The following is a 23358-nucleotide window of genomic DNA, read 5'->3' on the forward strand; positions in this document are numbered from 1 at the left end:
GCACGCGCCTTGCGCGTACCGCCCTACGCGTGCACACGGATGGGGCGCATCCGTAGGGCGGGTCGAGCCGCGTCGCGGCGAGTCCCGCCGCAGCCTGCACGCTCACTGGTGATTGCGATCGCAAGCCATGCCACGGCGGCACGCGCCTTGCGCGTACCGCCCGTACGCGTGGACACGCGGCATCTTCGTAGGGCGGGTCGAGCCGCGTCGCGGCGAGTCCCGCCGCTGCATGCGCGTTCACCTGTGATTGGGATCGCAAACCGTGCCATGGCGGCACGCGCCTTGCGCGTACCGCCCTACGCGCTGAACACGAGGCTGCAGCAGGTCACCGCACCTTCGGCTTTCTGCAATTCGGACACGTTCACTGTGACGACTTCGATGCCCGCCGCGCGGATGCGTTCGTGCGTGCGCGGGAAGCATGCCGGCGAAATCACGCGGTCGCCGATGCGCAGCACGTTCGCGGCATGCTCCTCCGCGGGATCGACCTCGATGATGCAATAGTCCGCGAATGCCTCGCGATCCACCCACGCGGGCTGCAGCAGCACAGTATCGTCTGCGAGCGCAGTGACCGCCGACTTCAGGTGCAGACAACCACGGATCGCGACGCCGTACACGGAATAGCCGTACTCGCCGAGGATCGCGCGCAACTGCGCGATGCCTTCCGCATTGCTGCGCGCCGATTCTCCGACGTACACGCGCTTGCCGATGCGCAGCACGTCACCGCCATCGAGCGTGCCGGGCGCCTCGATCGCGCGCAGCTCGCGATAGTCGGCGAGCGCACGCGCGACCTGCGGTCCTTCGCCGCGACGCGATTCGGCGCCAGGACGCGTCATCACCGCGACTTCGTCGACGACGACCGCGACATCCTCGACGAACACCGCATCCGGGAATGCCGGTTCCGCCGGAAGCTCCGCGACCTCACAGCCAAGCGCCGCAAGGGCGCGCTGGTAGGCTCGATGCTGTTCGTTCGCACGCGCATGGTCGATCGGCGCGCGATCGACGAACGACAACTCGCACTCGGACAGGCTCGGACTCACTTCGCGCGTGATTGCGATCAGCATGGGGCATCGACATCCGCTGCGACGCCGGGTCGCGGGACACGCATTGTCGCCCAGCCGGTTCCGCGCCGCACATTCCAAGTGGCCCTATGCGGCGAGGCATCGCGCCGCTAGGCTGCAGCGCCTTCAGCCCGCTGAGGTTGGTCATGCCGCTACCGCACGCGACTCTTGGCTTCGCCCTGCTCTGCCTCGGCATGGCGCTGACGCCGGGCCCTAACATGATCTACCTGACCTCGCGCTCGATCAGCCAGGGACCCGCGGCCGGGCTGACCTCGCTCGCGGGCACCGCGCTCGGATTCGTCGTCTACTCGCTGCTCGCCGCATTCGGCCTGACCGCGCTGCTGTTCACCGTGCCGGTCGCCTACGACGTGCTGCGCTTCGGCGGCGCGCTCTACCTCGCCTGGCTCGCATGGCAGGCGCTGAAACCCGGAGGACGCTCGCCGTTCGCGCCACGCGAGCTGCCGAGGGACTCGCGCCGCAAGCTCGTCGCGATGGGCTTCATGACCAACCTGCTCAATCCCAAAGCCGCGCTGCTCTACCTCTCCCTGCTGCCGCAGTTCATCGACCCCGACGCCGGCCACGTGCTCGCGCAATCCCTGCTGCTGTGCGCGATCCAGATCACCATCAGCCTGCTCGTCAACGGCAGCGTCGTCGTGCTCGCCGGTTCGATCGCCAGCTTCCTCGCCGAACGTCCGACCTGGCTCACGTTGCAACGCTGGTTCATGGGAACAGTGCTCGGCGGCCTCGCGATCCACATGGCCGCACAGGCGAGGGCGCGCTGACGCGTGCATGGCGCGCGAGTGCAATGGAAGGCGCTTGGTACTCCCCTACGCGACCGCCTCGCTCCCATCGGGAAGGTACAGCACCTCGCCCTCGGGATCGAACACGCATAGCCCATGCTGCCCTGCGAGAGATCGCAGCTGACCCAAGCGTTCCTCGTCGAATTCATCGAGGTCGAACGTCATCTCCAGCATGGGGCCGGCCGGCTTGTTGTGCGTGAAATCTTCGTACCAGACCGCTCCCTTTGAACCGTCTTCAGGCCAGGTCTGCAACAAGGCTTCGAAGAAGGCGGCAATGCGCGACGTCGGCGCTCGCGACTGTCTCTCCAGTGGTCGACAAGCTCTGCCGCTGTCCCGGCATCGGCAAGGTCGCGCGCGTCAATCGCGAATAGCATGGCTTCACTCATCGACATTCCTTGCGAGGTTGGGTGGGATGGTGCCCGTACGCCGAGGCCGCAATGGGAACGTGTGGCTTCGTGCCGGCGGATTCCATCATGGCTCGAACGCTTTGCGTTCAACGGAAAGCCGGATACACGACTGCAACCGTACCGCTTGCCAAAGCTGCCTTCACTCGGTCACTTGCAAGGGGAGTCCATACACGAATTGTTAGGTGCCGCCCTTTGAAAGCTGCACCCACCCATACTCTCCGAAGTCATGAACGGCGAGCGTTGCGGGTACAGGGTATGACCACCCACCAGCTTTCCACCATGACTCAGCGAACCAACGCGAGAGTAGCGAGACCGTGAGTTGAAGGCCTGGGAACTCGTCGGGCCCGACAAAATACCGCTCATCTATGTCCGCGACTTCTTCCAGACCGAGTCCGAGTTCAAGTGACCTTCCGGGGAAAAGACTTGGGTCCTTGTGATCCACCTTGTTGTTCCTTCCGCGCCAGTAGGCCCAAGTACTGGGCGCTCCACCGTACTCATCGGGAAAGATCTCGAAGCTCGCCTCATCTACACCTTGACCTATTGGTAGGGCCTGCAGCTCTCGGAGCACGGAAATTGTTCGATCCGAAAGACGATCAAGCTTGTGCTGATACATCAACGCGAATTGCTCTTTGTTCAATCCGTAGGGAACCATCTGCGGCACCTAACGCTTGAGCTAAGCGGCCGCTGCCGCGAATGCGCACGATCTTACACCGTGCCGATCCGCAGCGGTCCGCTTGAGTGATCGAATGGACTCCCCTCGTGTCGCCACACGGCTTCAATGAGCCAGACTGAAGGGTTTAGCCTTCAGGACACGGGATCACGAGAGGAGTCCGCCATGCATGCTACGCCCAAATCCGCCATCGCTTCCACCGTCGCCGTTGACCTCGCCAAGGACGTGTTCGAACTCGCGTTCGCCGATGCCGATGCGCGCATCCTCGAACGTCGACGCCTGAGTCGAAGCGCGTTTGCGAAGGCGTTCGACAACCGCTCCCCGTTGCGCATCGTGATGGAAGCCTGTGAATCGCCCCGGAAATCCCGGAGGCTGTTTGGTTTGAGTCACACCTCGATGGCGGACTCGTGCTGACGATAATAGTTTTCTTCGGCTTCTGCTGGAGGAATGTATCCGATGGAGCCGAGCAGGCGGCGATGGTTGTACCAGTCGACCCACTGTAAGGTCGCCAGTTCGATCTGCTCGCGGCTGCGCCACGACTGACGGTGCACCACTTCGGCCTTGTACAGGCCATTGATTGTTTCGGCGAGTGCATTGTCGTAGCTGTCGCCCACGCTGCCGACCGATGGTTCGATGCCTGCCTCGGCCAGTCGTTCGGTGTAGCGGATCGATACATATTGCGAACCGCGATCGCTGTGATGAACCAGTCGGTTCGCCGGACTTCGCGCATGCAGCGCCTGTTCCAGTGCGTCCAGCACGAACTGCGTTTGCTGGCCAGCGGACACCTTCCAGCCCACGATGCGCCGTGCATAGACGTCGATCACGAAGGCCACGTAGGCGAACCCTTGCCACGTCGAGACGAAGGTGTAGTCGCTCACCCATAGCTGATCGGGCCGCTCGGCCTTGAACTGCCGATTCACGCGATCCAGCGGGCACGGGCGCCCGGGATCGGGCTTGGTCGTACGAACGGCCTTTCCACGGACCACGCCGACGATGCCCAGCTCTCGCATGAGCCGCTCAACCGTACAACGGGCCACGACCCAGCGCTCACGTTGCAACTGCTTCCAGACCTTCCTCGCCCCGTACACCTGCTGGTTCTCTTCCCACGCGCGCCTGACCTGCGGCAGCAACGCGGCGTCGCGTTGTAGACGCGCCGGTCGCTTCGTCGGATTGGCGCGGCGCCCCGCGTGCAGGTAATACGTCGACGGGGCGATCGGCAATACCCTGCAGATCGGCTCGACCCCGTACATCGACCGGTGTTCATCGATGAAACGCGTCATCACTTGGATCGGCGGTCGAGCTCCGCCTGCGCAAAATACGCACTGGCCTTGCGCAGGATCTCGTTGGCCTGGCGTAGCTCCTTCACCTCGCGTTCCAGCGTCTTCACGCGCTCTCGCTCCGCCGTCGTCAGACCGGCACGCGACCCTTGGTCGCGCTCGGCCTGCCGAACCCAGTTGCACAGCGTCTGCGCCGTGCAGCCGATCTTGGCAGCAATCGATTCGATCGCCGCCCACTGCGAGGTGTGCTCAGCCTGGTGCTCGCGCACCATCCGAACTGCTCGCTCTCGTACTTCCGGGGCATACTTGTTGGGCTTCTTCATGACTCCATCCTCTCAAAGGTTGGAGCCTCCGGGAAAGCCGGGGCGATTCAGTGCGTCGAGAGGATCACCTGAATTCTGCGCTGTCGCGAAAGCCAGAGCAGAAACCGCACAAGACGGCGTTGTGCTCTTGGGTGCAATGACGCTTCTACCTCATCAATAAGCAGAAGCGAGTTCTCGGGAAGGCCTTGAAGTGTTCGGAAAAGATCAAGGGTTGCATCCTCTCCGGCGCCTTGATGAAACTGCGACAATTCACCCCATTCGCGCTCTAGAACGCCAACTGATCGCTTCTTGTCAACGTCGGATGTGGCAAAGCGCGCTTTGCTGTACTGGCGCCCAAGAACATGTGAAAGACGATCTCTAAACGCATCGTTAATCTCACTACTCTCTACTTCGGCGGCAGCTGAGCGAGCTATCTTCGCGTAACCAGCTGACGCGTCGAGTGGTAGCGTGCGCGCGATATCGAGCAGGTATACGTCTCTCTTTGGAGCGCTCTGAATCGCCCCGGCTTTCCCGGAGGCTCCAACCTTTGAGAGGATGGAGTCATGAAGAAGCCCAACAAGTATGCCCCGGAAGTACGAGAGCGAGCAGTTCGGATGGTGCGCGAGCACCAGGCTGAGCACACCTCGCAGTGGGCGGCGATCGAATCGATTGCTGCCAAGATCGGCTGCACGGCGCAGACGCTGTGCAACTGGGTTCGGCAGGCCGAGCGCGACCAAGGGTCGCGTGCCGGTCTGACGACGGCGGAGCGAGAGCGCGTGAAGACGCTGGAACGCGAGGTGAAGGAGCTACGCCAGGCCAACGAGATCCTGCGCAAGGCCAGTGCGTATTTTGCGCAGGCGGAGCTCGACCGCCGATCCAAGTGATGACGCGTTTCATCGATGAACACCGGTCGATGTACGGGGTCGAGCCGATCTGCAGGGTATTGCCGATCGCCCCGTCGACGTATTACCTGCACGCGGGGCGCCGCGCCAATCCGACGAAGCGACCGGCGCGTCTACAACGCGACGCCGCGTTGCTGCCGCAGGTCAGGCGCGCGTGGGAAGAGAACCAGCAGGTGTACGGGGCGAGGAAGGTCTGGAAGCAGTTGCAACGTGAGCGCTGGGTCGTGGCCCGTTGTACGGTTGAGCGGCTCATGCGAGAGCTGGGCATCGTCGGCGTGGTCCGTGGAAAGGCCGTTCGTACGACCAAGCCCGATCCCGGGCGCCCGTGCCCGCTGGATCGCGTGAATCGGCAGTTCAAGGCCGAGCGGCCCGATCAGCTATGGGTGAGCGACTACACCTTCGTCTCGACGTGGCAAGGGTTCGCCTACGTGGCCTTCGTGATCGACGTCTATGCACGGCGCATCGTGGGCTGGAAGGTGTCCGCTGGCCAGCAAACGCAGTTCGTGCTGGACGCACTGGAACAGGCGCTGCATGCGCGAAGTCCGGCGAACCGACTGGTTCATCACAGCGATCGCGGTTCGCAATATGTATCGATCCGCTACACCGAACGACTGGCCGAGGCAGGCATCGAACCATCGGTCGGCAGCGTGGGCGACAGCTACGACAATGCACTCGCCGAAACAATCAATGGCCTGTACAAGGCCGAAGTGGTGCACCGTCAGTCGTGGCGCAGCCGCGAGCAGATCGAACTGGCGACCTTACAGTGGGTCGACTGGTACAACCATCGCCGCCTGCTCGGCTCCATCGGATACATTCCTCCAGCAGAAGCCGAAGAAAACTATTATCGTCAGCACGAGTCCGCCATCGAGGTGTGACTCAAACCAAACAGCCTCCGGGATTTCCGGGGCGATTCACTCTCCGGAACACGCCATCGCTTTGTTGGCTTCGTGATCCGGAAACTATCGACATTGGTTCCGCGCTTAACTCGAAAATCAATCAAGACACCTTGGATCGAGTCCCAATGAGTGTCAACAAAGAATGATGAAGGATAAAAGCGCCTTTCTTTGTCCTTGTTGTCATACGCACAAGCAGCAGCTTTCATTAAGGTGCTCTTGCCGCTCCCGTTCTCACCAACCAAAGCAACAACTGGAAAGTTGAACTCTACGGCCTGTCCCGACCAGCCACGGAGCCCGTCAATCTTGACCATTTGGAGAAACTGCGGCCATAGACCAGCTTGATACTGACCTCTAATCGTGTTTACCTCGGTGTAGTCCATGGGTCTCTCAGACTCCAATGCGCTGCGGGCTAACGCTTGAGGTAAGTGGCCGCTGCCACGAGCTGCATGAAGATACCGCGCCGATTCGCAGCGGTCCACTTGACCGAATAGTTAGGTTGCGTTGGCACCACTGCCGATGGGAACTCTGACCTCGGAGTAGTGCATGCGGGCGAGGTCACCACGAGCTTCCAACTTGCCACGTGCAACATGCTCTTTGACCCGCTGCGCGAAAAACACGTCAGGAACGCCGGCAAGTTGAACTTGTTCCAGCGCAGAGCCGACGACGAGCGAAACTTTGCGCCAAGAGCTAGTGCAATGCATCGCGAGGGCGTTGTCGATTGCCTCGACCTGCACATGAGTAAGATTAGCTACAAGGCTCAACTGCGCTGCGTTGAGAGGAGGATCGGCCTGCAGGTGTTCCATGCCGTTCACCAACGAAACCTAACTACATATATACCCCGATACCGGGGCGATAACGCCTATCGTGCGCGTGCCGTGCAAGCGCGGTCAAGCCGAATTCCTACGTCCAATCAATGCTTTCGCCGACAGCGAACGCGCCGCCGGAACGGCAAGCTGCGTGCGCTATCCGACGAATGCGAGCGGTTATGTCATATCACGGCGAATCCGGGGCGATAACAGGTGCCGGCGCGGCGGCGCGCAAACCGACCCTGTTTGCCGAAGTTCGGCGCCGGATGCGGCTCATGCACTACAGTTTGGCGACGGAACGGATCTACGTGCAGTGGATGCGTCGGTTCATTTTCGCCAATGGTCGACGCCATCCGCGCGAACTCGGCGGTGAAGAGGTGGAGCGCTTTCTCTCCAGGCTGGCAACTGAAGGCGACGTTGCCGCGAGCACGCAGAACCAGGCGTTGTCCGCCCTGCTCTTCCTCTATCGCGAGGTTCTGCGCATCGATCTGCCGTGGATGGAGAATGTCGTGCGCGCGAAGCGCCCGCGTCGTGTTCCTGTGGTGCTGGCGCACGACGAAGTGACGCGACTGCTCGCAGCAATGGACGGCCGGACCTGGCTGCTCGCGAGCCTGCTTTACGGTACCGGGATGCGTCTGATGGAATGCCTGCGCTTGCGCGTGAAGGACCTCGATTTTGCACGCAACGAAATCGTCGTGCGCGACGGCAAGGGTGGCAAGGATCGACGCACGATGTTGCCGCGCGCGCTGGTCGAGCCGTTGCAGCGCGAAATCGAGCGTGCGCGCCAGTTGCATGTACGCGATCTGGCCGCGGGCTTCGGCGAGACGCGCCTGCCGCATGCGCTCGCGCGCAAGTATCCGCGCGCGGCGCGCGAGTTCGGTTGGCAATTCGTGTTTCCGTCGGCGCAACGTTCGCGCGATCCGCTCGACGGCAACGAGCGTCGCCACCATTTCGACGATGCCATGCTTTCGCGCGCGTTGAAGCGGGCGCGATCCGTCGCCGGCATCACCAAGCCGCTGAGCGCACATACGCTTCGGCACAGCTTTGCGACGCATCTGCTCGAGGCCGGTTACGACCTGCGCACGATCCAGGAGTTGCTCGGACACAAGGATGTCGCGACGACGCAGATCTACACGCACGTGCTCAATCGCGGTGGGCAGGGTGTGGTGAGTCCGCTGGATCGGCGGGGATCTGCCGCGGTTTGATCCTTGATACCGGTTTGAGAATCCTTGGGACCCGCTGGGCTGGCTTCCGCGACCGGCGTTCGTTGAACGGACACTGCTGCGCGGTCAGCGATGCTGGTTCATGCTGCGATGCGCGGAGACCTTGCGATTCTCATGGCGGCGCAGGCGCGCACATGCAGACGCCGGGGTCGCGGCAGCGGGCGGCTGCATTGGGTGATCCGGCATGGGCTGTCGCCGGATGATTGCGGAATGTCGCTCAGCTATCCCGGCGCGTCGCTCCGCGATATCGACCTTTCACTCTCCGAATACCACGTTTCACCACCCGAACCCGACATTTCGCCCCGCGATCTCGGCGCTTCCCCTTGCGAGTCCGGCCGTTCCCTCCGTGATCTCGACCCGCGAGCTCGCGATCCCGGCGTTCCGCCGCGCGATCCCGAATCGCCGAGTTCCGGGCCCGGCCTTCCGAGCTTCGAGCTCGACTTGCCGAGTTCCGGGCCCGGCCTTCCGAGCTTCGAGCTCGACTTACCGAGTTCCGAGCCCGGCGTTCCGGGCTTCGATCCCGACTCGCCGAGCTCCGATCCCGGAGTGACACTCCGCGTGCCTGGAACGCCGGGTTGCGTTGCCGGCACGCCGAGCCCCAGGCCCCGCTGTTCCTTCTCCCACCCTGCGGGAGAAGATGCCGGAGGCGGATCAGGGGAGGCGTGCGATGACCGCCGGGTGAACGTGCAGGTTGGTGGTCGAGGCACGCTGCCCCTCACCCGCGCCTGCAGCGCGAGCTCTCCCGCAAGCGGGAGAGGTGACAGGTGCGTGGCAGGCGGGGATGCATCCAGGCGATTCCCCTCACCCGCCGCGCTTGCGCGCGTCGGCCTCTCCCGCAAGCGGGAGAGGCGACAGTTTTTGGGACGACACTCAGCGTTGAGCGACCCGTTCGCGCTCCGGCACGCGTTGCGGCCAGCCGCCGGCGAGGGCCTGGTACAGGGACACGGCGCCGGTGATGCTGCGCGTGCGCGCGTCGGCGAATGCGTCCTGCGCCTGCAGGCGGCTGCGTTCGGCGTCGAGCACGTCGAGCAGGCCGATGGCACCGGCTTCGTAGCGCACGCGGGCGAGGCGTGCGGCGGCGGCGCTGTCGGCGGCGGCGCGTTCGAGCTGGGCATCCTCTGCACGCGCCTTGGCGTAGCGCACGAGCGCATTCTCGGTGTCCTCGAGCGCGAGCAGCACGGCCTGGCGGTACTGCGCGAGCGCGGCATCGGCGTCCGCACCGCTCTCGGCGATGCGCGCGCGCACGTGGCCGACATCAAGGAACGACCAGTCGACGCCGAGCGCGAGCAGGTGCGTTTCGCTGTCGCGTTCGAACAGCGCGCCGGTGCCCGCCGCCTGGGTGCCGATCAGGCCGCCGAGGGTGAAGCGCGGGAACAGGTCGGCGGTGGCGACACCGATGCGCGCGGTCGCCGCATGCAGGCGCTGTTCGGCGGCGGCGACGTCGGGGCGACGCCGCAGCAGTTCGCCGGGTGTCGCCGCGTCGAGGCGATCGGGCAGCGCCGGCAACTCCGCCGGCGCCTGCAGGTCGGCGATGAGCGCGTCGGGCGTGCGTCCGGTCAGCACCGCGATGCGGTGCATCGCGAATGCGATCTGCGCTTCGAGCGCGGGGATGCGCGCATCGGTCGTCTCGAGTTGCGCACGTGCGCGCGCGCTGTCGAAGTCGGTGCCGCCACCGGCGTCGACGCGCGCGTCGACGAGGCGCAATGTCTCGCGCTGGTTGTCGGCATTGTCGCGCGCGACGCGCAGTCGCTCCTGCAGGCCGCGAAGATCGATGTACGTGCGCGCGACCGAACCGGCGATCGCGACCTGCGCCGCGGCGAGATCCGCCGCGCTCGCGGCGGCGTCGGCGCGCCCGGCTTCGATCGAACGGCGGATGCGGCCGAACAGGTCGAGTTCCCAGGCGGCGCCAACGCTCGCGTCGTAGCTGCGCGTGTCGCGGTCTTCGCGCGACACGCCCGGCAGCTGGTCGGCACTCGAGCGGATGTCCTGCGCGTTCGCGCCCGCGGTGATCACCGGCAGCGCGTCGAACTTCGCGCCACGCAGTTGCGCATTGGCGCGCTCGTAGTGCGCGAGCGCGACCTTGAGGTCGTTGTTCGCGGCGAGCGCCTGCTCGATCAGCGCGGCGAGCCGCGCATCGCCGAAGCGGGTCCAGAACTCCGCATCCGCGGCGGACGGCGTCGGATTCGCATCCGCTGCCGCCTGTGCGAAATGCTCCGGGACCTGCGTCTCCGGTCGCACGTAGTCGGGGCCCACCGCGCAGCCCGCCAGCGCGAGGGTTACCGCGAGCGCAAGCGCGCTCGTCTTGAACAGGCCGGGACGGATGCTACGCATGGCTCACCTCCAGGTGGTGCGACACCAGCGGACGACTGCCGAACAGCTTGCGCAGCGCGACGTAGAACACCGGCGTCAGGAACAGGCCGAACAGGGTCACGCCGATCATCCCGGAGAACACCGTGATGCCGGTCGCCGCGCGCACCTCCGCGCCGGCGCCGTGCGACAGCACGAGCGGCACGGTGCCGGCGATGAACGCGATCGAGGTCATCACGATCGGGCGCAGGCGCAGGCGGCACGATTCCAGCGCGGCTTCGACGATGCCCTTGCCCTGCATCTCGAGCTCGCGCGCGAATTCGACGATGAGGATCGCGTTCTTGCAGGCGAGGCCCATCAGCACGACCAGTCCGACCTGCACGAACACGTTGTTGTCGCCGCCCGTGAGCTTCACGCCGAGCAGTGCCGCGAGCATGCACATCGGCACGATCAGGATCACCGCGAGCGGCAGGGTCCAGCTTTCATACAGCGCGGCAAGCACGAGGAACGCGAGCAGGATTGCGAGCGGGAACACGATCAGCGCCGCATTGCCCTGGGTGACCTGCTGGTAGCTGAGATCGGTCCACTCGATCTTCATGCCGTTCGGCAGCACCTTGTCGGCGGTGGCCGCGACGATGCCCATCGCCTGTGCCGACGACAGCAGGCTCGGATCGCCCTCGCCGGCAAGGTCCGCCGCCGGATAGCCGTTGTAGCGCAGCACAGGATCGGGGCCGTAGGTCTGGTGGATCTTCACCATCGAACCGATCGGCACCATCTCGCCACGGTTGTTGCGCGTGCGCAGCTTGGCGATGTCCTCGACGCTGTCGCGGAACGACCCGTCGGCCTGCGCGATGACCTGCCAGGTGCGGCCGAACTGGTTGAAGTCGTTGACGTAGACCGAACCGAGGTAGGTCTGCAGCGTATCGAACAGCTCGGTCAGCGAGACACCCTGCGCCTTCGCCTTGACGCGATCGACCTCGGCGTCGAGCTGCGGCACGTTCGCCTGGTAGCTCGAGATCGGGAAGCCCATGCCCGGCGTCTGCGCGATCGCGCCCTGCATCGACTGCACGGCCGTCTGCAACGCGCCGTAGCCGAGGTTGTCGCGGTCCTCGATGAACGCCTGGTAGCCGTTGCCGTTGCCGAGGCCGAGGATCGGCGGCGGCATCAGCGCGAACGTGAAGCCGTCCTGCAGCCCGGCGATCTTCTGGTTGATCTCGCCGACGATCTCCGCCGCACTGCGATGCCGCTCGCTGAAGGGCTTCAGCGGGAAGAACACCACGCCGGTGTTCGGCGTATTGGTGAACTGCAGCGCATTGAGGCCGGGGAACGCGACCGAATGCGCGACGCCTTCGGTCTTCATCGCGATGTCGGCGACCTTCTTGAGCAACGCATCGGTGCGCTCGATCGAGGAACCCTCGGGCGTCTTCACACCGGCGATCAGGTACAGCTTGTCCTGGGTCGGGATGAAGCCCGGCGGCACCACGCGGAACATCATGCCGGTCGCGACGAGCAGCACCGCGTAGACGACGAATACCGCGCCGCGCCGGCCGAGCGTGCGCGACACGCCGCCCTGGTAACGCTCGGAGTTACGCTTGAAGAAGCGGTTGAACGGACGGAACACCCAGCCGAACAGGCGGTCGATCAAGCGCGACAGCGCATCCTTCGGTGCGTCGTGCGACTTCAGCAGGCGCGCGGCGAGCGCCGGCGACAGGGTCAGCGAGTTGATCGCGGAGATCACCGTCGAGATCGCGATGGTGACCGCGAACTGCTTGTAGAACTGGCCGGTCACGCCCGAGAGGAACGCCATCGGCACGAACACCGCGCACAGCACCAGCGCGATCGCGATGATCGGGCCGGACACTTCGCGCATCGCCTGGTGCGCAGCTTCGAGCGGCGTGCGCCCTTCCTCGATGTTGCGCTCGACGTTCTCGACCACGACGATCGCATCGTCGACGACGATGCCGATCGCGAGCACGAGGCCGAACAGGCTCAGCGTGTTGATCGAGAAGCCGAGCAGGTACAGCGCCCCGAACGTGCCGACGATCGACACCGGCACCGCGATCAGCGGGATGATCGACGCACGCCAGGTCTGCAGGAACAGGATTACCACCAGCACGACCAGCAGCACCGCTTCGAGCAGCGTGCTGACGACCGCCTTGATCGAGTCGCGCACGAAGATCGTCGTGTCGTAGACCGCCTCGTACTTGATGCCGGCCGGGAAGCGCTTGGCGATCTCGTCCATGTTCGCGATGACGTTCTTCTGGATCTCGAGCGCGTTCGCACCGGGCGCCTGGAAGACGCCGATGCCGACCGCGTTCTTGCCGTCGAGCTGCGAGCGCAGGGTGTAGTCGCCGGCGCCGAGTTCGAGGCGCGCGACGTCGGACAGGCGCACGATCTCGCCGTCCGCGCCCGCCTTGAGCACGATGCCGCCGAACTCTTCCACCGACTTCAGGCGGCCCTGCGCATTGATGAGGGTAAGGAAGTTGCTGTTCGGCATCGGCTCGGCACCGAGCTGGCCAGCCGAGACCTGCACGTTCTGCTCGCGCATCGCGCCGACCACGTCGCTCGCGGTGAGGCCGCGCGAGGCGACCTTGTCCGGGTCGAGCCACGCGCGCATCGCGTAGTCGCCGCCGCCGAAGATCTGCGCGTCGCCGACGCCGGGCAGGCGCGCGAGCGAGTCCTTGACGTGCATGCGCGCGTAGTTGCGCAGGTACAGCGTGTCGTACTTGCCGTCGGGCGAGGTCAGGTGCACGACCATGAGGAAGGTCGGCGACTGTTTCTGCGTCGTCACGCCCTGCCGGCGCACGTCCTCGGGCAGGCGCGCGAGTGCCTGCGCGACGCGGTTCTGCACGCGCACCGCGGCGTCGTCCGCGTCGGTGCCGGGACGGAACGTCACGGTCATCTGCAGCACGCCGTCGGAACCGGCGACCGACTTGATGTACATCATGTTCTCGACGCCGTTGATCGCTTCCTCGAGCGGCGTCGACACGGTGTCGGCGATCACTTTCGGATTGGCGCCCGGGTACACCGTGCGCACGATCACCGACGGCGGAACGACCTCGGGGTATTCACTGATCGGCAGGATCGGGATCGCGATCAGGCCGGCGGCGAAGATCACGATCGACAGCACCGCCGCGAAGATCGGCCGGTCGATGAAAAATCTGGAAAAGTCCATGGTTTGTCCTTGCGCGGCACGCGGCCGCATCGAAGCCCGCTCCCGCACGGGAGCCTTCAGTCGTGTGGATCAAAGCGACACCGGCGCGCGAACGCGCGTCCAGGTCGAACCCGCATCCGTTTCGCATCGCCCCCTCCGCGCGGGAGGAGGCGATGCACCCGCTTACTTCATGGCGACCGGATCCTTGCCCGGCGCGGCGCCTTCTTCCATCGCGATCGTCTTCGGCTGCACCGGCATTCCGGGGAAGAAGATCTTCTGCATGCCGCGGATGATCACCGCGTCCTGCGCGTCGAGGCCGGAATCGACCACGCGCAGGCCGTCGATGACGCGACCGGCCACGATGTCCTTGCGCACCGCCTTGTTGTCGGGGCCGAGCACGTAGACGTACTTGCGGTCCTGGTCGGTCAGCACCGCCTTGTCGTCGACCAGCATCGCCTTGAACTCGGCGCTGCCCTCGAGCTGCACGCGCGCGAACAGGCCGGGCGTAAGGGCGCGGTCGGCATTCGGCAGCACCGCGCGCGCATGGATGGTGCCGGTCGTGCTGTCGATCCGGTTGTCGATGAAGTCGACCGTGCCGACGTGCGGATACCCGTCCTCGTTGGCGAGGCCAACCCGCACCGGATTGCGCAGCTCGGCGCGCTGGCCCTTGCGGGCGAGGTCGGCATAGCGCAGATAAGCCTGCTCGTCGCCTTCGAAATCGACATACATCGGGTCCATCGAGACGACCGTGGTGAGCAGGGTTTCGTCGGCGCGCGCGAGGTTGCCGATCGTGACCAGCGCGCGGCCGGTGCGCCCGGCGATCGGCGAGCGCACTTCGGTGAACTGCAGGTCGAGTTCGGCGGTGGCAACCGCGGCTTCGGCGGCGCGCACGGCCGCGTTGCCCTGCGCGACGGCGGCATGGCGCGTGTCGAACTCCTCGCGCGAGATCGCCTTCGCCGTGACCAGGGTCTGCGCCCGCGCATCCTGGGTCTGCGCGAGCTGCGCTTCGCTGCGCGCACGCGCGAGGTCGGCCTGCGCCTTGGCGAGTTGGGCGCGATACGGTCGCTGGTCGATCACGAACAGCAGGTCGCCCTTGCCGACTTCACGACCTTCAACATAGGCGACCTTGTCGACGTAGCCACTGACGCGCGGCCGCAGCTCGACCGTCTGCACCGCGGCGACGCGGCCGGTGAAGTCGTCCCACTGGCGCACGTTCTTGACCAGCACCTGGGCCACGCTGACCTCGGGCGGCGGGGGCATCGCGGCACCGCCTGGAGCCGCATGGCTGCTGCAACCGGCGGCGATCGCCGCTGCCACGCCCGCAGCGAGGGCTAGGGCAGCGGGCCGCAAATGGAACTTTGCAAAGGCGGTGTGCGGATTCATCAGGTGTACCTCATGGCATTTTCGAAGGATCGGGGGTGCTCGGCGGCGCGGCTGACCGTGCAGCGTCATGCGGCGGCGCCGTTTGCGGCTATTCGTTTCTTGCGCAGCGTCCCGGGCTGGCGCCAGTCCATTCATCGACGTTCGGCCGCGGCACGGATCGACAGCGGGCGGTATCGGCGTGGCTCGTTGGCCTCGCGCAATGGAGTAAGGGCGGAGATTCATGTTCAATAGAGCTTGAAAGCGGGAATGACCGTCCCGACATCGGGCCAATCCCCGACCGGAGTCCAGCATGGCCCGAGACCTCAACGACACGCTGATCTTCGTAAGGGTGGTCGAACATGGCAGTTTCATTGCAGCCGCGCGCGCGCTGCGGCTGCCGAAGACCTCGGTTTCGCGCAAGGTGCAGGAGCTGGAGGAACGCCTCGGCGCGCAACTCCTGCATCGCACGACGCGCAAGCTCGGCCTGACCGAGGCGGGCACGATCTATTTCGAGCATTGCCAGCAGATTGCGCGCCAGCTCGACGAAGCCGAGAGCGCGGTCGGCCAGTTGCAGGGCGGACCCCGCGGCTGGCTGCGGGTGACCGCTCCGTACTCGATCGGCATCACCTGGGTCGCACCGCTGCTGAGCGAGTTCTACGCGCTGCATCCGGAACTCAAGGTCGAAATGGTCCTGACCCAGGAACCGCTCGACCTGATCGCGAAGGAAATCGATGTCGGCCTGCGCGTCGGCAACCTGCCCGACTCCAACCTCGCCGCGCGCCGCCTCGCCGTATTCCGCACCCAGGTCTACGCGAGCCCGCTCTACCTGCAACGCTTCGGCGAGCCGCTGCACCCGGATGAACTGCCGCGCCACCGCACGCTTGCGATGCACAAGTCGCGCAACAACGGCGACTACACCTGGACACTCGGCGACGGCGAACGCTACATCGACTACAAGGTCAACCCGATCCTCGTCGCGAACGATCCCGCGCCGCTGATCGGCGCGCTGCTGGGCGGGGAAGGCCTGATGCTGGCCAGCGACGTCACCGCCAAGCCTTATGCCGAGCTCGGCCACGTGCAGCGCGTGCTCGCCGGCTGGACCGGACCCGAGGTCGATTTCAATGCGGTCTTCTCGCGCGGCCGCGTGCCGTCGCCGAAGGTGCGCGCGTTCGTCGACTTCCTGGTCGAACGCCTCAACTTCGACGCCGACTACATGCACACGCTCTGCCCGAACGAGCGCGCCCGCGCAGCAGGCGGCGACGCAAAGGCGACGGTCAAGCAACAACTTGCGCAGGCCGACGCGGTGGTGAAGCGGGCGCTGGCAGAGATCGGAGATTGACGTAGGGTGGGCTCAAGCCCACCTTGCGCGGCTCATGCACGAAGCCGGTGGGCCAGGGTCCACCCTACGAGGCTGTGCTTTCGTAGGGCGGGTCGAGCGCGCAGCGCGAGTCCCGCCGCATGCCGCGACCACCGGCCCGGCGGCACGCGCTACGCGCGTACCGCCCTACGACATCGCGGCTTCCGTTGCTCCCGCAACACCTGTCAATCGAGCGTGTAATCGAACACGTACGAATGCGCGCCGCCGTCGGCAATCACGATCGTCATGGACCCGCCGAGGCCGACGAGTTCGCCGGTGCCCGAATCCGGGACCACCTTGATACCCTGCGTCGCCACGCCGCGCGCCATCGTGCAACTGTGCTGGAGTACGAACGTGCCTCTTCGTCCATCGAGCGTTCCGTCCACACGCTCGATCGCGACATAGCCGGCCGAGGTCGGTTCGGCGGTGCGGAACGAAATCATCTCGCCCTGGCTGGTCGCCTCGAGCGCGCCCTGGAAGCGTTTGTCGAGCGCCATGCGGCCGATGCCAGCGGCTTCCGCCTGCGGGTTGTCGGCCTTCTGCGGGATGATCTTGACGTCGAACGGTCCGCTCGCGCGATGGTTCATGGGGACTCCTTTGTCGGTGGCGCTGGCGATGGTCGCCGGCTGTTCGGTCGCACCCGCCGGCAGCGGGCCAGCGAGCGCGAACACGACAACGCAGATGCGCATTCTCGCGTAGAGTGGACTGGCCATGCTCGCCCTCATGGTGACGAGGGCGCATTCGAGCAGGATCGCGAAGATGAGGATTGGAAAAACGCGACGGCACGCGGAAACGCGGCGATGGTGAACTTCGGTCCCGGCCATGCACGTGGCATCCTGCATCGCGTCGCGCCGGTCGAACGCTTCCACCACGCACGGCACCCGGCCGACGGGCCGCTGGCCGCCTTCGTGCAGCACTACTGGATCGTGCGCTGGAACCTCGCCGGCCACGCGCCGCAACGGCAGGAAACGCTGCCGCACCCGAATGCCTATCTCGTGTTCGAACCGGAAAGCGCGCTCGTCGCCGGGGTCGCGACCGGACGCTGGACGCGGCTGCTCGAGGGCGACAGTTTCGCGTTCGGCGTGAAGTTCCGCCCGGGCGGGCTGCGTCCGTTCCTCGGCCGCGCGGTTTCAGCCCTGACCGATTGCCGGCTTCCACTGGGCGACGTGTTCGGCGACGAGCAGGGCCTGCACGCCCGCGTGGTCGCATGCAGCGACGAACGGGCGATGATCGATATCGTGCAGGCATTCCTGCTCGAACGCATGCCCGCGCCGGACCCGCAGGTCGATCGCATCGCGACACTCGTTGCCGAGGTCGAGACGGATCGCACGCTGACCCGTGCCGCTGCGCTCGCCGCGCGTCACGGCACCAGCCTGCGCGCACTGCAACGCCTGTTCGACGACTACGTTGGCGTCGGCCCGAAATGGGTCATCAACCGCTATCGCCTGCACGAAGCCGTCGACCGCCTCGCCGACGGCGACAAGGTCGACTGGACCGCGCTTGCTCTCGACCTCGGCTATTTCGACCAGGCGCATTTCATTCGCGACTTTCGCAGCCTGGTCGGGCGCACGCCGGGAGAATTCGCGCGCGACCTGCGCAAATGACGGGGCGGCGCGATTCGCCATGCCTGCCACCCCATGCGTGATAACGCAGCTCGTGCGGCGTATGCTGCTCGCATGCGCACCTTCATCGTCCTGCTCGCCCTGCAACTGATCGCCTGCGCCACGGCGACCTCGGCGCCGCGCCTGCTCGGCCCGCCGATCAAGGCCGATGCCGTCGACTACAGCTGCGCGACCGACGCCGACTGCGCGATCAAGGACATCGGCAACTGCTGCGGCAGCTATCCGACCTGCGTGAACCAGGCAAGTCCGACGTTCCCCGACAAGGTGCGCGAAGAGTGCGCGAAGAACCACACGGCCGGCGTCTGCGGCCATCCGGACGTCAAGGGCTGCAGCTGCATCGAGGGACGTTGCAGCAATGTGCTCGAAGGCGACGGCGCGAAACACTGACCATCAGTCCGGCGCGAGCGCGGGGCGTGCGGGCGCGTCGTTCGACCGATGCTTGCTTTGCACGAGGCGTTCCCACGGCAGCGACCACGCGCGCGCGACGAGCGCACCGAGCGCCCACGCGCCGAGCACGCCGGGGACGTAGGCGAGGAAGCTCCAGTACGGCGCGATGCCGCTCGCTTTCCACATCGCGACGACCGCGAACACCACGAACATGTGGCCGAGGTAGATCTCGTAGCTGAGGCGTCCGAACGAGCGCAGCCACGCCGTGCCCGCGAGCGCGCGCCGGCCTTCGCGATCGAGACCGACTGCGAGGCAAGCGACCGAGAGCGTCAGAACCAGCATCACGCCGTTGCCGATCCACGACCACCACCAGCCCTCGACGAACAGCACGCTCGCGAGTCCGAGCGAACCGCCGATGACGAACGCGCGATCGAGCCACGCGGGTCGCGCGGGCCAGCGTGCCGCCGCAAGCGCCGCGATGACGCCCGTCGCGATCGCTGCCATGCCCGGCAGGTACGCCTTCTCCTGCCAGATCTCGTTGCCCTCCAGCGCGGCGCGCGTCGCCGGCAGCGACAACGCGAGCGCGGCGAGCAAGGCGACCAGCACGCGCTCGCTGCGCACGACGAGGCACACCAGCGGAAAGCCGAGATAGAACACTTCCTCGATCGAGAGCGACCACAGCACGTCCCAGCCCCCCGGAAGATAACCGGTGACGCCCTCGTACCAGTTGAGATGCAGGCCGGCGACCGCGAGGACCGCGCGGCCGAGCGACTGGCCGTCGCGCTGGATCACGTAGTCCGTGGCGCCCGCCAGGTGCAGCAGCGACAGCACGGCCACCAGCAACACCAGGCACGGCACGATGCGCGCGGCACGGCGCCGGTAGAACGCACCGGCGTCGATGCGCGCGAGCGTGCCCCAGCGGCGGATCGAATGGCCCGCAATCAAGAACCCGGACAGCACGAAGAACACGAACACCGCCTCGTACCCGTTCCAGTTCAACGCGGAAAGGATGCGCCGCGGCACGAACTCGTCGAGCGCGCTCGCCTTCAGCGGCAGGCGCAAGCCGATGTGGTGCAGCACGACGAGCAGGATCGACAGTCCGCGCAGCAGGTCGAGGCCGGGATTGCGCGAAATGCTCGATGCGACGTCCTGCGGATTTTCCACGCCTTGCACCTTCGTTCTGCCTCGACCGGCGCGCATGGTGGAGCGCGGCGCGCGCGTTGGCAACCGGTGGATTCCCGCCCTTCGACTCCGGCGCCGCCGCGCCTGCGCGGTGAATGAAGACCCAGGGATCCGTTCGTGTCGAGCGCAGCCGAGCAAGGCTCCGCGGGCAGATCTACACCACAAGCGTTCGCGTCGAGCCGCGGCGCAAGGCTCCGCGGAGTCGAAACACACCACATCCGTTCGCGTTGAGCGCAGCGAGCGACAGCGAGCGCAGTCGAAACGCCCGCGGCCCCTCTACGCCGGCGTGACGGACCCTTCGACTTCGCGCCTTCGGCGCTGCGCTCAGGGCGAACGGGTTTCGGGTTTCGGGTTTCGGGTTTCGGGTTTCGGGTTTCGAGTTTCGGGTTTCGGGTTTCGGGTTTCGAGTTTCGAGTTTCGAGTTTCGAGTTTCGAGTTTCGGGTTTCGGGTTTCGGGTTTCGGGTTTCGGGTTGGAGCGGGCCGAACGCCCTGATTGCGGCAACGCGGGCCGGACACTAACCTCGCAACGACCACCGACCAAGGGTTCGCCATGCCGAATGCCGCGATCACCCTCACCCTGCCCGCATGGATCGAACAGGAATTCGATCCCGCGCAGGTCCACGCCGGCAACGAGGCGCGCGTCGCGCTCGCGATCCGCCTCGCGCGGCGCAATGTCGAACACGGCACCGGTGGCCCGTTCGGCGCCGCAGTGTTCGATGCAGACGGCCACGTGGTCGCGTACGGCGTGAATCGCGTGATGCCGGAATCGTGTTCGGTTGCACACGCCGAGATGATGGCATTCATGGGCGCGCAGACGAAACTGCGCCGGCACCGCCTCAACGAGGGCGGCCAGCGCTACGTGCTCGCGACCAGCGCGCAACCGTGTTGCCAGTGCTACGGCGCGAGCTTCTGGGCCGGCATCGACGAACTCCTGATTGGCGCGCGCTCGAGCGACGTGATGGAACTCAGCGAGTTCGATGAAGGCCCGCTGCCGGCCGACTGGATCGGCGAACTTGAACGGCGCGGCATCGCGGTGCGGCGCGACATCCTGCGCGACGAGGCGCGTGAGGTATTCCATCTCTACGCGCGTGCAGGCGGCTCGAGTTATTGAATCCCAAGAGTGTCGCGCTGAACGGTGGGACGCGCCGCTGCGCGGCTGTTGTCCCACCCTACATTGGCGCGAACTCGGGCGGCGCGGCATCGCGGTGCGGCGCGACATAGTGCGCGACGAGGCGCGCGTTGTCTTCCATTGGCATGTACGATCCGAATGGGCGGCAGATTGAATGCGCTCCGCAGCGCCGCGGGGCACACATGCCAGGACCGGTTATCAGGAGTTCCCATGCGCTTTTCATACATGCGCCGAATCGCCTCCGCTGCCCTGCGTCCGAGCTTAGGGCTCGCGCTTGCCGGCGCGCTCGGGCTCGCCCATTCGCAATATGTTCCACTGGCTGATGTCGTGCAGATCGCATCCGGCTGGGATCACAGTTGCGCGATCGTCGGTGCTGGCGCCGTCAAATGCTGGGGCATGAACAATGCGGGTGCGCTCGGAGACGGTACGCAGATCGATCGTTCGATGCCGGTGGCGGTCGTGGGATTGCAGGAGGGTGTGACGACGCTCGCGGCAGGGGGCTGGCACTCCTGTGCACTGGTCGCGACCGGCGGCGTGAAGTGCTGGGGCGCGAATGGATCTGGACAACTTGGCAACGGTACCTACGCATCGCAACTCGTCCCGGTCGATGTCGTGGGACTTGGCGCCGCTGCCATCGCGATCGCGGCCGGCGATGACCACACGTGCGCCGTGCTGGAAACCGGCGGAGTCAAATGCTGGGGCTCCAATGGTTCCGGTCAACTGGGCAATGGCTCCTATCTGGGCAGCCCAGTACCGGTGGATGCCTCGTGGCTGCTGGGTGCGCGGGCCGTAGCTGCCGGCTTCGACTATACCTGCACGCTCGTCGATGGCGGCGCGGTCACGTGTTGGGGCACCAACGGATTCGGACAGCTCGGAGACGGGGTTACGCAAGGTCGCCGGCCGACTCCGTGGCCAACGGTGGCCGGGCTGGATTCGGGCGTGGCGTCCATCAGCGCCAAGTCGTCGCACACGTGCGCTGCCATGCTCGTCGGCAAGGCCAGGTGCTGGGGCTCGAATTGGGCCGGTGAACTCGGGGGCGGAGACAGCTCATCCCATTCGACCCCGATCGAAGTCGTCGGGTTGGGTTCGGTCCAGTCCGTCGCATTGGGCAACGGATTCAGTTGCGCGCGCAGCACTGAGGGCGCCATCGAATGCTGGGGAGGCAACTCCGACGGCACGCTGGGCAACGGCACCTTCCGCGGCAGCCTCGTACCGGTCGACGTTGCGCTACTCTCCGGGGCTCTCGCCATCAACGCAGGTGGCCGACATGCGTGCGCAATCACGAACCTGCACGAAGCGGTCTGCTGGGGAAACGATTTTTTCGGGCAGCTCGGAAACGCCACGACGACGCAACGTCTGACCCCGGTTGACGTGATCGGCGTCGGCAGCATCGACGCCGTCAGCGCCGGGTTCAGCCATACATGCGCATTGACCGCCGCGTCGACAGCCGCTTGCTGGGGCAACAACTACGGCGGCCAGCTCGGCGACGGCACGACCGAGCGGCGACTGGTTCCGACGGACGTGACGGGTCTCGGCAACGGGGTCCGGGCCGTCAGCGGCGGCCGCCGTCATTCCTGCGCGATCGATGCATCCGGAGGCGTCGAGTGCTGGGGCGAAAACGCGTACGGCCAGCTCGGCGATGGCAGCACGACCGATCGCGCGACACCGGCGGCGATCTCCGCGCTGGGTGCCGACAACCTCGCGATAGCAACGGGCTGGTATCACACCTGTGCCATCACTTCGGCCGGCGGCGCAAAGTGCTGGGGCGACAACAGCTCCGGCCAGCTCGGCGATGGCAGCACGACGCAGCGCGAAACGCCGGTCCAAGTGGCCGGACTCGCGAGTGGGGTGCTTGCGTTGGCACTCGGGGAAACCCACACCTGCGCCCTCATGCAGACGGGTGGCATCAAATGCTGGGGTGGCAATTGGTCCGGCGAGCTCGGCACGGGAGACGGCCAGCAACACACCACGCCCGTCGACGTACCCGGACTCATGAGCGGTGTCCGCGCGATCAGCGCGAACACCACGATGACCTGCGCGCTGACCGACAGTGGCATGGCGAAATGCTGGGGCTATGGCGTCGTCGGCAACGGCAGCCCCAATGGTTCGTCCCCGACACCCGTCGACGTCGCCGGACTTTCCTCCGGCGTCGTCGCGATCACGCAAGGTGCGCTGCATGTCTGTGCACAGCTCATGGATGGAGTGCGCTGCTGGGGCCGAAACGATTTCGGCCAACTTGGCGACGGAAGTCGCGAAACGCGACTCGTGCCGACGGAAGTAGTGGGACTGGGTGGTCCGGTAGAAGCGGTCAGCGCCGGCAGTCAACATACGTGCGCACTGATGGCAACGGGCGCACTCAAGTGCTGGGGCTCCAATGCCTATGGCCAGGTCGGCGATGGCACTGCCGAAGGCATTCCGCTGCCCCAGACGGTCGTCGTGCCCGGCGATCCAATCTTCCGCAGCGGGTTCGAATAGCCACGGCTCACCGCAAACGAACCGTCGGCGCGACACCGGTG

General features: G+C 65.8%; 19 protein-coding genes, 1 pseudogene and 2 other annotated features. Of the genes and pseudogenes, 9 read left to right on the top strand and 11 right to left on the bottom strand.

Features of this window, described 5'->3' with window-relative positions; translation table 11 throughout:
* Window positions 1-296: 296 nt before the first annotated feature.
* On the bottom strand, window positions 297-1061 hold the full coding sequence (locus ACILRJ_RS11505; RefSeq protein WP_395683328.1) for a dimethylarginine dimethylaminohydrolase family protein: 765 nt from the start codon (window positions 1059-1061) through the stop codon (window positions 297-299).
* Window positions 1062-1204: 143 nt separating this feature from the next.
* On the opposite strand from ACILRJ_RS11505, the gene ACILRJ_RS11510 reads away from it, so the two are divergent.
* Entirely contained in the window at window positions 1205-1840 is a 636-nt protein-coding gene (locus ACILRJ_RS11510; protein WP_395683329.1) for a LysE family translocator, read from the top strand.
* 45 nt (window positions 1841-1885) lie between these two features.
* Here ACILRJ_RS11510 and ACILRJ_RS11515 read toward each other — a convergent pair whose 3' ends face one another.
* Window positions 1886-2110, bottom strand: a complete 225-nt coding sequence (locus ACILRJ_RS11515) for a hypothetical protein (RefSeq protein WP_395683330.1) — start codon at window positions 2108-2110, stop codon at window positions 1886-1888.
* A 990-nt stretch (window positions 2111-3100) separates the two neighbouring features.
* Here ACILRJ_RS11515 and ACILRJ_RS11520 point away from each other — a divergent pair.
* Window positions 3101-3283: pseudogene (locus ACILRJ_RS11520) on the top strand (IS110 family transposase); the annotation flags it as partial.
* 38 nt (window positions 3284-3321) lie between these two features.
* Here the strand turns inward: ACILRJ_RS11520 and ACILRJ_RS11525 are convergent.
* Both ACILRJ_RS11525 and ACILRJ_RS11530 read right to left on the bottom strand, forming a co-directional pair.
* Window positions 3322-4535 (bottom strand): IS3 family transposase gene (locus ACILRJ_RS11525; protein WP_395681472.1). Its coding sequence is split into 2 segments (ribosomal slippage): window positions 3322-4250 and window positions 4250-4535, totalling 1215 coding nucleotides; the frame shifts between segments, so codons are not numbered across the junction.
* Window positions 4141-4257 (bottom strand) — a sequence feature (AL1L pseudoknot). (Overlaps the previous gene by 117 nt.)
* A 47-nt stretch (window positions 4536-4582) precedes the next feature.
* Entirely contained in the window at window positions 4583-5155 is a 573-nt protein-coding gene (locus ACILRJ_RS11530; RefSeq protein WP_395683331.1) for an AAA family ATPase, read from the bottom strand.
* Here ACILRJ_RS11530 and ACILRJ_RS11535 point away from each other — a divergent pair.
* A protein-coding gene (locus tag ACILRJ_RS11535) for an IS3 family transposase (protein WP_395681472.1) occupies window positions 5078-6291 on the top strand; the annotation gives its coding sequence in 2 pieces (ribosomal slippage) (window positions 5078-5363 and window positions 5363-6291; 1215 coding nt in all). The genes ACILRJ_RS11530 and ACILRJ_RS11535 overlap by 78 nt on opposite strands.
* Window positions 5356-5472, top strand: a sequence feature (AL1L pseudoknot). It overlaps the preceding gene by 117 nt.
* Here the strand turns inward: ACILRJ_RS11535 and ACILRJ_RS11540 are convergent.
* Together ACILRJ_RS11540 and ACILRJ_RS11545 are read right to left on the bottom strand one after the other, a co-directional pair.
* Window positions 6264-6692 (bottom strand): AAA family ATPase, encoded by a 429-nt coding sequence (locus tag ACILRJ_RS11540; protein ID WP_395683332.1) that lies wholly within the window; start codon window positions 6690-6692, stop codon window positions 6264-6266. The two genes, ACILRJ_RS11535 and ACILRJ_RS11540, sit on opposite strands and share 28 nt — an antisense overlap.
* Window positions 6693-6803: 111 nt before the next feature.
* Window positions 6804-7115: a DUF3658 domain-containing protein gene (locus tag ACILRJ_RS11545; protein WP_395683333.1), complete on the bottom strand. Its 312-nt coding sequence runs from the start codon at window positions 7113-7115 to the stop codon at window positions 6804-6806.
* A 182-nt stretch (window positions 7116-7297) separates the two neighbouring features.
* On the opposite strand from ACILRJ_RS11545, the gene ACILRJ_RS11550 reads away from it, so the two are divergent.
* Entirely contained in the window at window positions 7298-8323 is a 1026-nt protein-coding gene (locus ACILRJ_RS11550; protein WP_395683334.1) for an integron integrase, read from the top strand.
* A gap of 888 nt (window positions 8324-9211) precedes the next feature.
* Here ACILRJ_RS11550 and ACILRJ_RS11555 read toward each other — a convergent pair.
* From ACILRJ_RS11555 to ACILRJ_RS11565, 3 genes are all read right to left on the bottom strand, one after another.
* Complete coding sequence (locus ACILRJ_RS11555; RefSeq protein ID WP_395683335.1) at window positions 9212-10672, bottom strand: efflux transporter outer membrane subunit; 1461 nt, start codon at window positions 10670-10672, stop codon at window positions 9212-9214.
* The gene (locus ACILRJ_RS11560; protein WP_395683336.1) at window positions 10665-13823 is read right to left on the bottom strand and encodes an efflux RND transporter permease subunit; all 3159 of its coding nucleotides are present in this window, start codon (window positions 13821-13823) and stop codon (window positions 10665-10667) included. The genes ACILRJ_RS11555 and ACILRJ_RS11560 overlap by 8 nt, the downstream gene beginning before the upstream one ends.
* Window positions 13824-13985: 162 nt before the next feature.
* On the bottom strand, window positions 13986-15185 hold the full coding sequence (locus ACILRJ_RS11565) for an efflux RND transporter periplasmic adaptor subunit (RefSeq protein ID WP_395683337.1): 1200 nt from the start codon (window positions 15183-15185) through the stop codon (window positions 13986-13988).
* Window positions 15186-15474: 289 nt separating this feature from the next.
* On the opposite strand from ACILRJ_RS11565, the gene ACILRJ_RS11570 reads away from it, so the two are divergent.
* Window positions 15475-16503, top strand: coding sequence for a LysR substrate-binding domain-containing protein (locus ACILRJ_RS11570; RefSeq protein WP_395683338.1), 1029 nt, complete (start codon window positions 15475-15477; stop codon window positions 16501-16503).
* 203 nt (window positions 16504-16706) lie between these two features.
* On the opposite strand, the gene ACILRJ_RS11575 is transcribed toward ACILRJ_RS11570, so the two are convergent.
* The gene (locus ACILRJ_RS11575) at window positions 16707-17234 is read right to left on the bottom strand and encodes a DUF3224 domain-containing protein (protein WP_395683339.1); all 528 of its coding nucleotides are present in this window, start codon (window positions 17232-17234) and stop codon (window positions 16707-16709) included.
* Window positions 17235-17321: 87 nt separating this feature from the next.
* Here ACILRJ_RS11575 and ACILRJ_RS11580 point away from each other — a divergent pair, with 87 nt between their 5' ends.
* Together ACILRJ_RS11580 and ACILRJ_RS11585 are read left to right on the top strand one after the other, a co-directional pair.
* Window positions 17322-18125 carry a DUF6597 domain-containing transcriptional factor gene (locus tag ACILRJ_RS11580; RefSeq protein ID WP_395683340.1) on the top strand — a complete coding sequence of 268 codons (804 nt, stop codon included), beginning with the start codon at window positions 17322-17324 and terminating at the stop codon, window positions 18123-18125.
* Between the two features lie 72 nt (window positions 18126-18197).
* Window positions 18198-18530: a hypothetical protein gene (locus tag ACILRJ_RS11585; RefSeq protein WP_395683341.1), complete on the top strand. Its 333-nt coding sequence runs from the start codon at window positions 18198-18200 to the stop codon at window positions 18528-18530.
* Window positions 18531-18533: 3 nt separating this feature from the next.
* Here ACILRJ_RS11585 and ACILRJ_RS11590 read toward each other — a convergent pair whose 3' ends face one another.
* Window positions 18534-19694: an acyltransferase family protein gene (locus ACILRJ_RS11590; RefSeq protein ID WP_395683342.1), complete on the bottom strand. Its 1161-nt coding sequence runs from the start codon at window positions 19692-19694 to the stop codon at window positions 18534-18536.
* A 569-nt stretch (window positions 19695-20263) separates the two neighbouring features.
* Here ACILRJ_RS11590 and ACILRJ_RS11595 point away from each other — a divergent pair.
* The gene (locus ACILRJ_RS11595) at window positions 20264-20824 is read left to right on the top strand and encodes a nucleoside deaminase (protein ID WP_395683343.1); all 561 of its coding nucleotides are present in this window, start codon (window positions 20264-20266) and stop codon (window positions 20822-20824) included.
* Between the two features lie 228 nt (window positions 20825-21052).
* Entirely contained in the window at window positions 21053-23317 is a 2265-nt protein-coding gene (locus ACILRJ_RS11600; protein WP_395683344.1) for a hypothetical protein, read from the top strand.
* Window positions 23318-23358 lie beyond the last annotated feature (41 nt).

The organism is Dokdonella sp. (assembly GCF_044227025.1).
Classification (GTDB): Bacteria; Pseudomonadota; Gammaproteobacteria; order Xanthomonadales; family Rhodanobacteraceae; genus Dokdonella_A.

What these genes read in the sequence shown, in the direction of transcription:
- ACILRJ_RS11545 (WP_395683333.1), bottom strand. Translation starts at nt 7,115, where the DNA reads ATGGAACACCTGCAGGCCGATCCTCCTCTCAACGCAGCGCAGTTGAGC.
- ACILRJ_RS11510 (WP_395683329.1), top strand. Translation starts at nt 1,205, where the DNA reads ATGCCGCTACCGCACGCGACTCTTGGCTTCGCCCTGCTCTGCCTCGGC.
- ACILRJ_RS11560 (WP_395683336.1), bottom strand. Translation starts at nt 13,823, where the DNA reads ATGGACTTTTCCAGATTTTTCATCGACCGGCCGATCTTCGCGGCGGTG.
- ACILRJ_RS11585 (WP_395683341.1), top strand. Translation starts at nt 18,198, where the DNA reads ATGCGCACCTTCATCGTCCTGCTCGCCCTGCAACTGATCGCCTGCGCC.
- ACILRJ_RS11565 (WP_395683337.1), bottom strand. Translation starts at nt 15,185, where the DNA reads ATGAATCCGCACACCGCCTTTGCAAAGTTCCATTTGCGGCCCGCTGCC.
- ACILRJ_RS11505 (WP_395683328.1), bottom strand. Translation starts at nt 1,061, where the DNA reads ATGCTGATCGCAATCACGCGCGAAGTGAGTCCGAGCCTGTCCGAGTGC.
- ACILRJ_RS11580 (WP_395683340.1), top strand. Translation starts at nt 17,322, where the DNA reads ATGGTGAACTTCGGTCCCGGCCATGCACGTGGCATCCTGCATCGCGTC.
- ACILRJ_RS11600 (WP_395683344.1), top strand. Translation starts at nt 21,053, where the DNA reads ATGCGCTTTTCATACATGCGCCGAATCGCCTCCGCTGCCCTGCGTCCG.
- ACILRJ_RS11550 (WP_395683334.1), top strand. Translation starts at nt 7,298, where the DNA reads ATGTCATATCACGGCGAATCCGGGGCGATAACAGGTGCCGGCGCGGCG.
- ACILRJ_RS11555 (WP_395683335.1), bottom strand. Translation starts at nt 10,672, where the DNA reads ATGCGTAGCATCCGTCCCGGCCTGTTCAAGACGAGCGCGCTTGCGCTC.
- ACILRJ_RS11540 (WP_395683332.1), bottom strand. Translation starts at nt 6,692, where the DNA reads ATGGACTACACCGAGGTAAACACGATTAGAGGTCAGTATCAAGCTGGT.
- ACILRJ_RS11595 (WP_395683343.1), top strand. Translation starts at nt 20,264, where the DNA reads ATGCCGAATGCCGCGATCACCCTCACCCTGCCCGCATGGATCGAACAG.
- ACILRJ_RS11575 (WP_395683339.1), bottom strand. Translation starts at nt 17,234, where the DNA reads ATGGCCAGTCCACTCTACGCGAGAATGCGCATCTGCGTTGTCGTGTTC.
- ACILRJ_RS11570 (WP_395683338.1), top strand. Translation starts at nt 15,475, where the DNA reads ATGGCCCGAGACCTCAACGACACGCTGATCTTCGTAAGGGTGGTCGAA.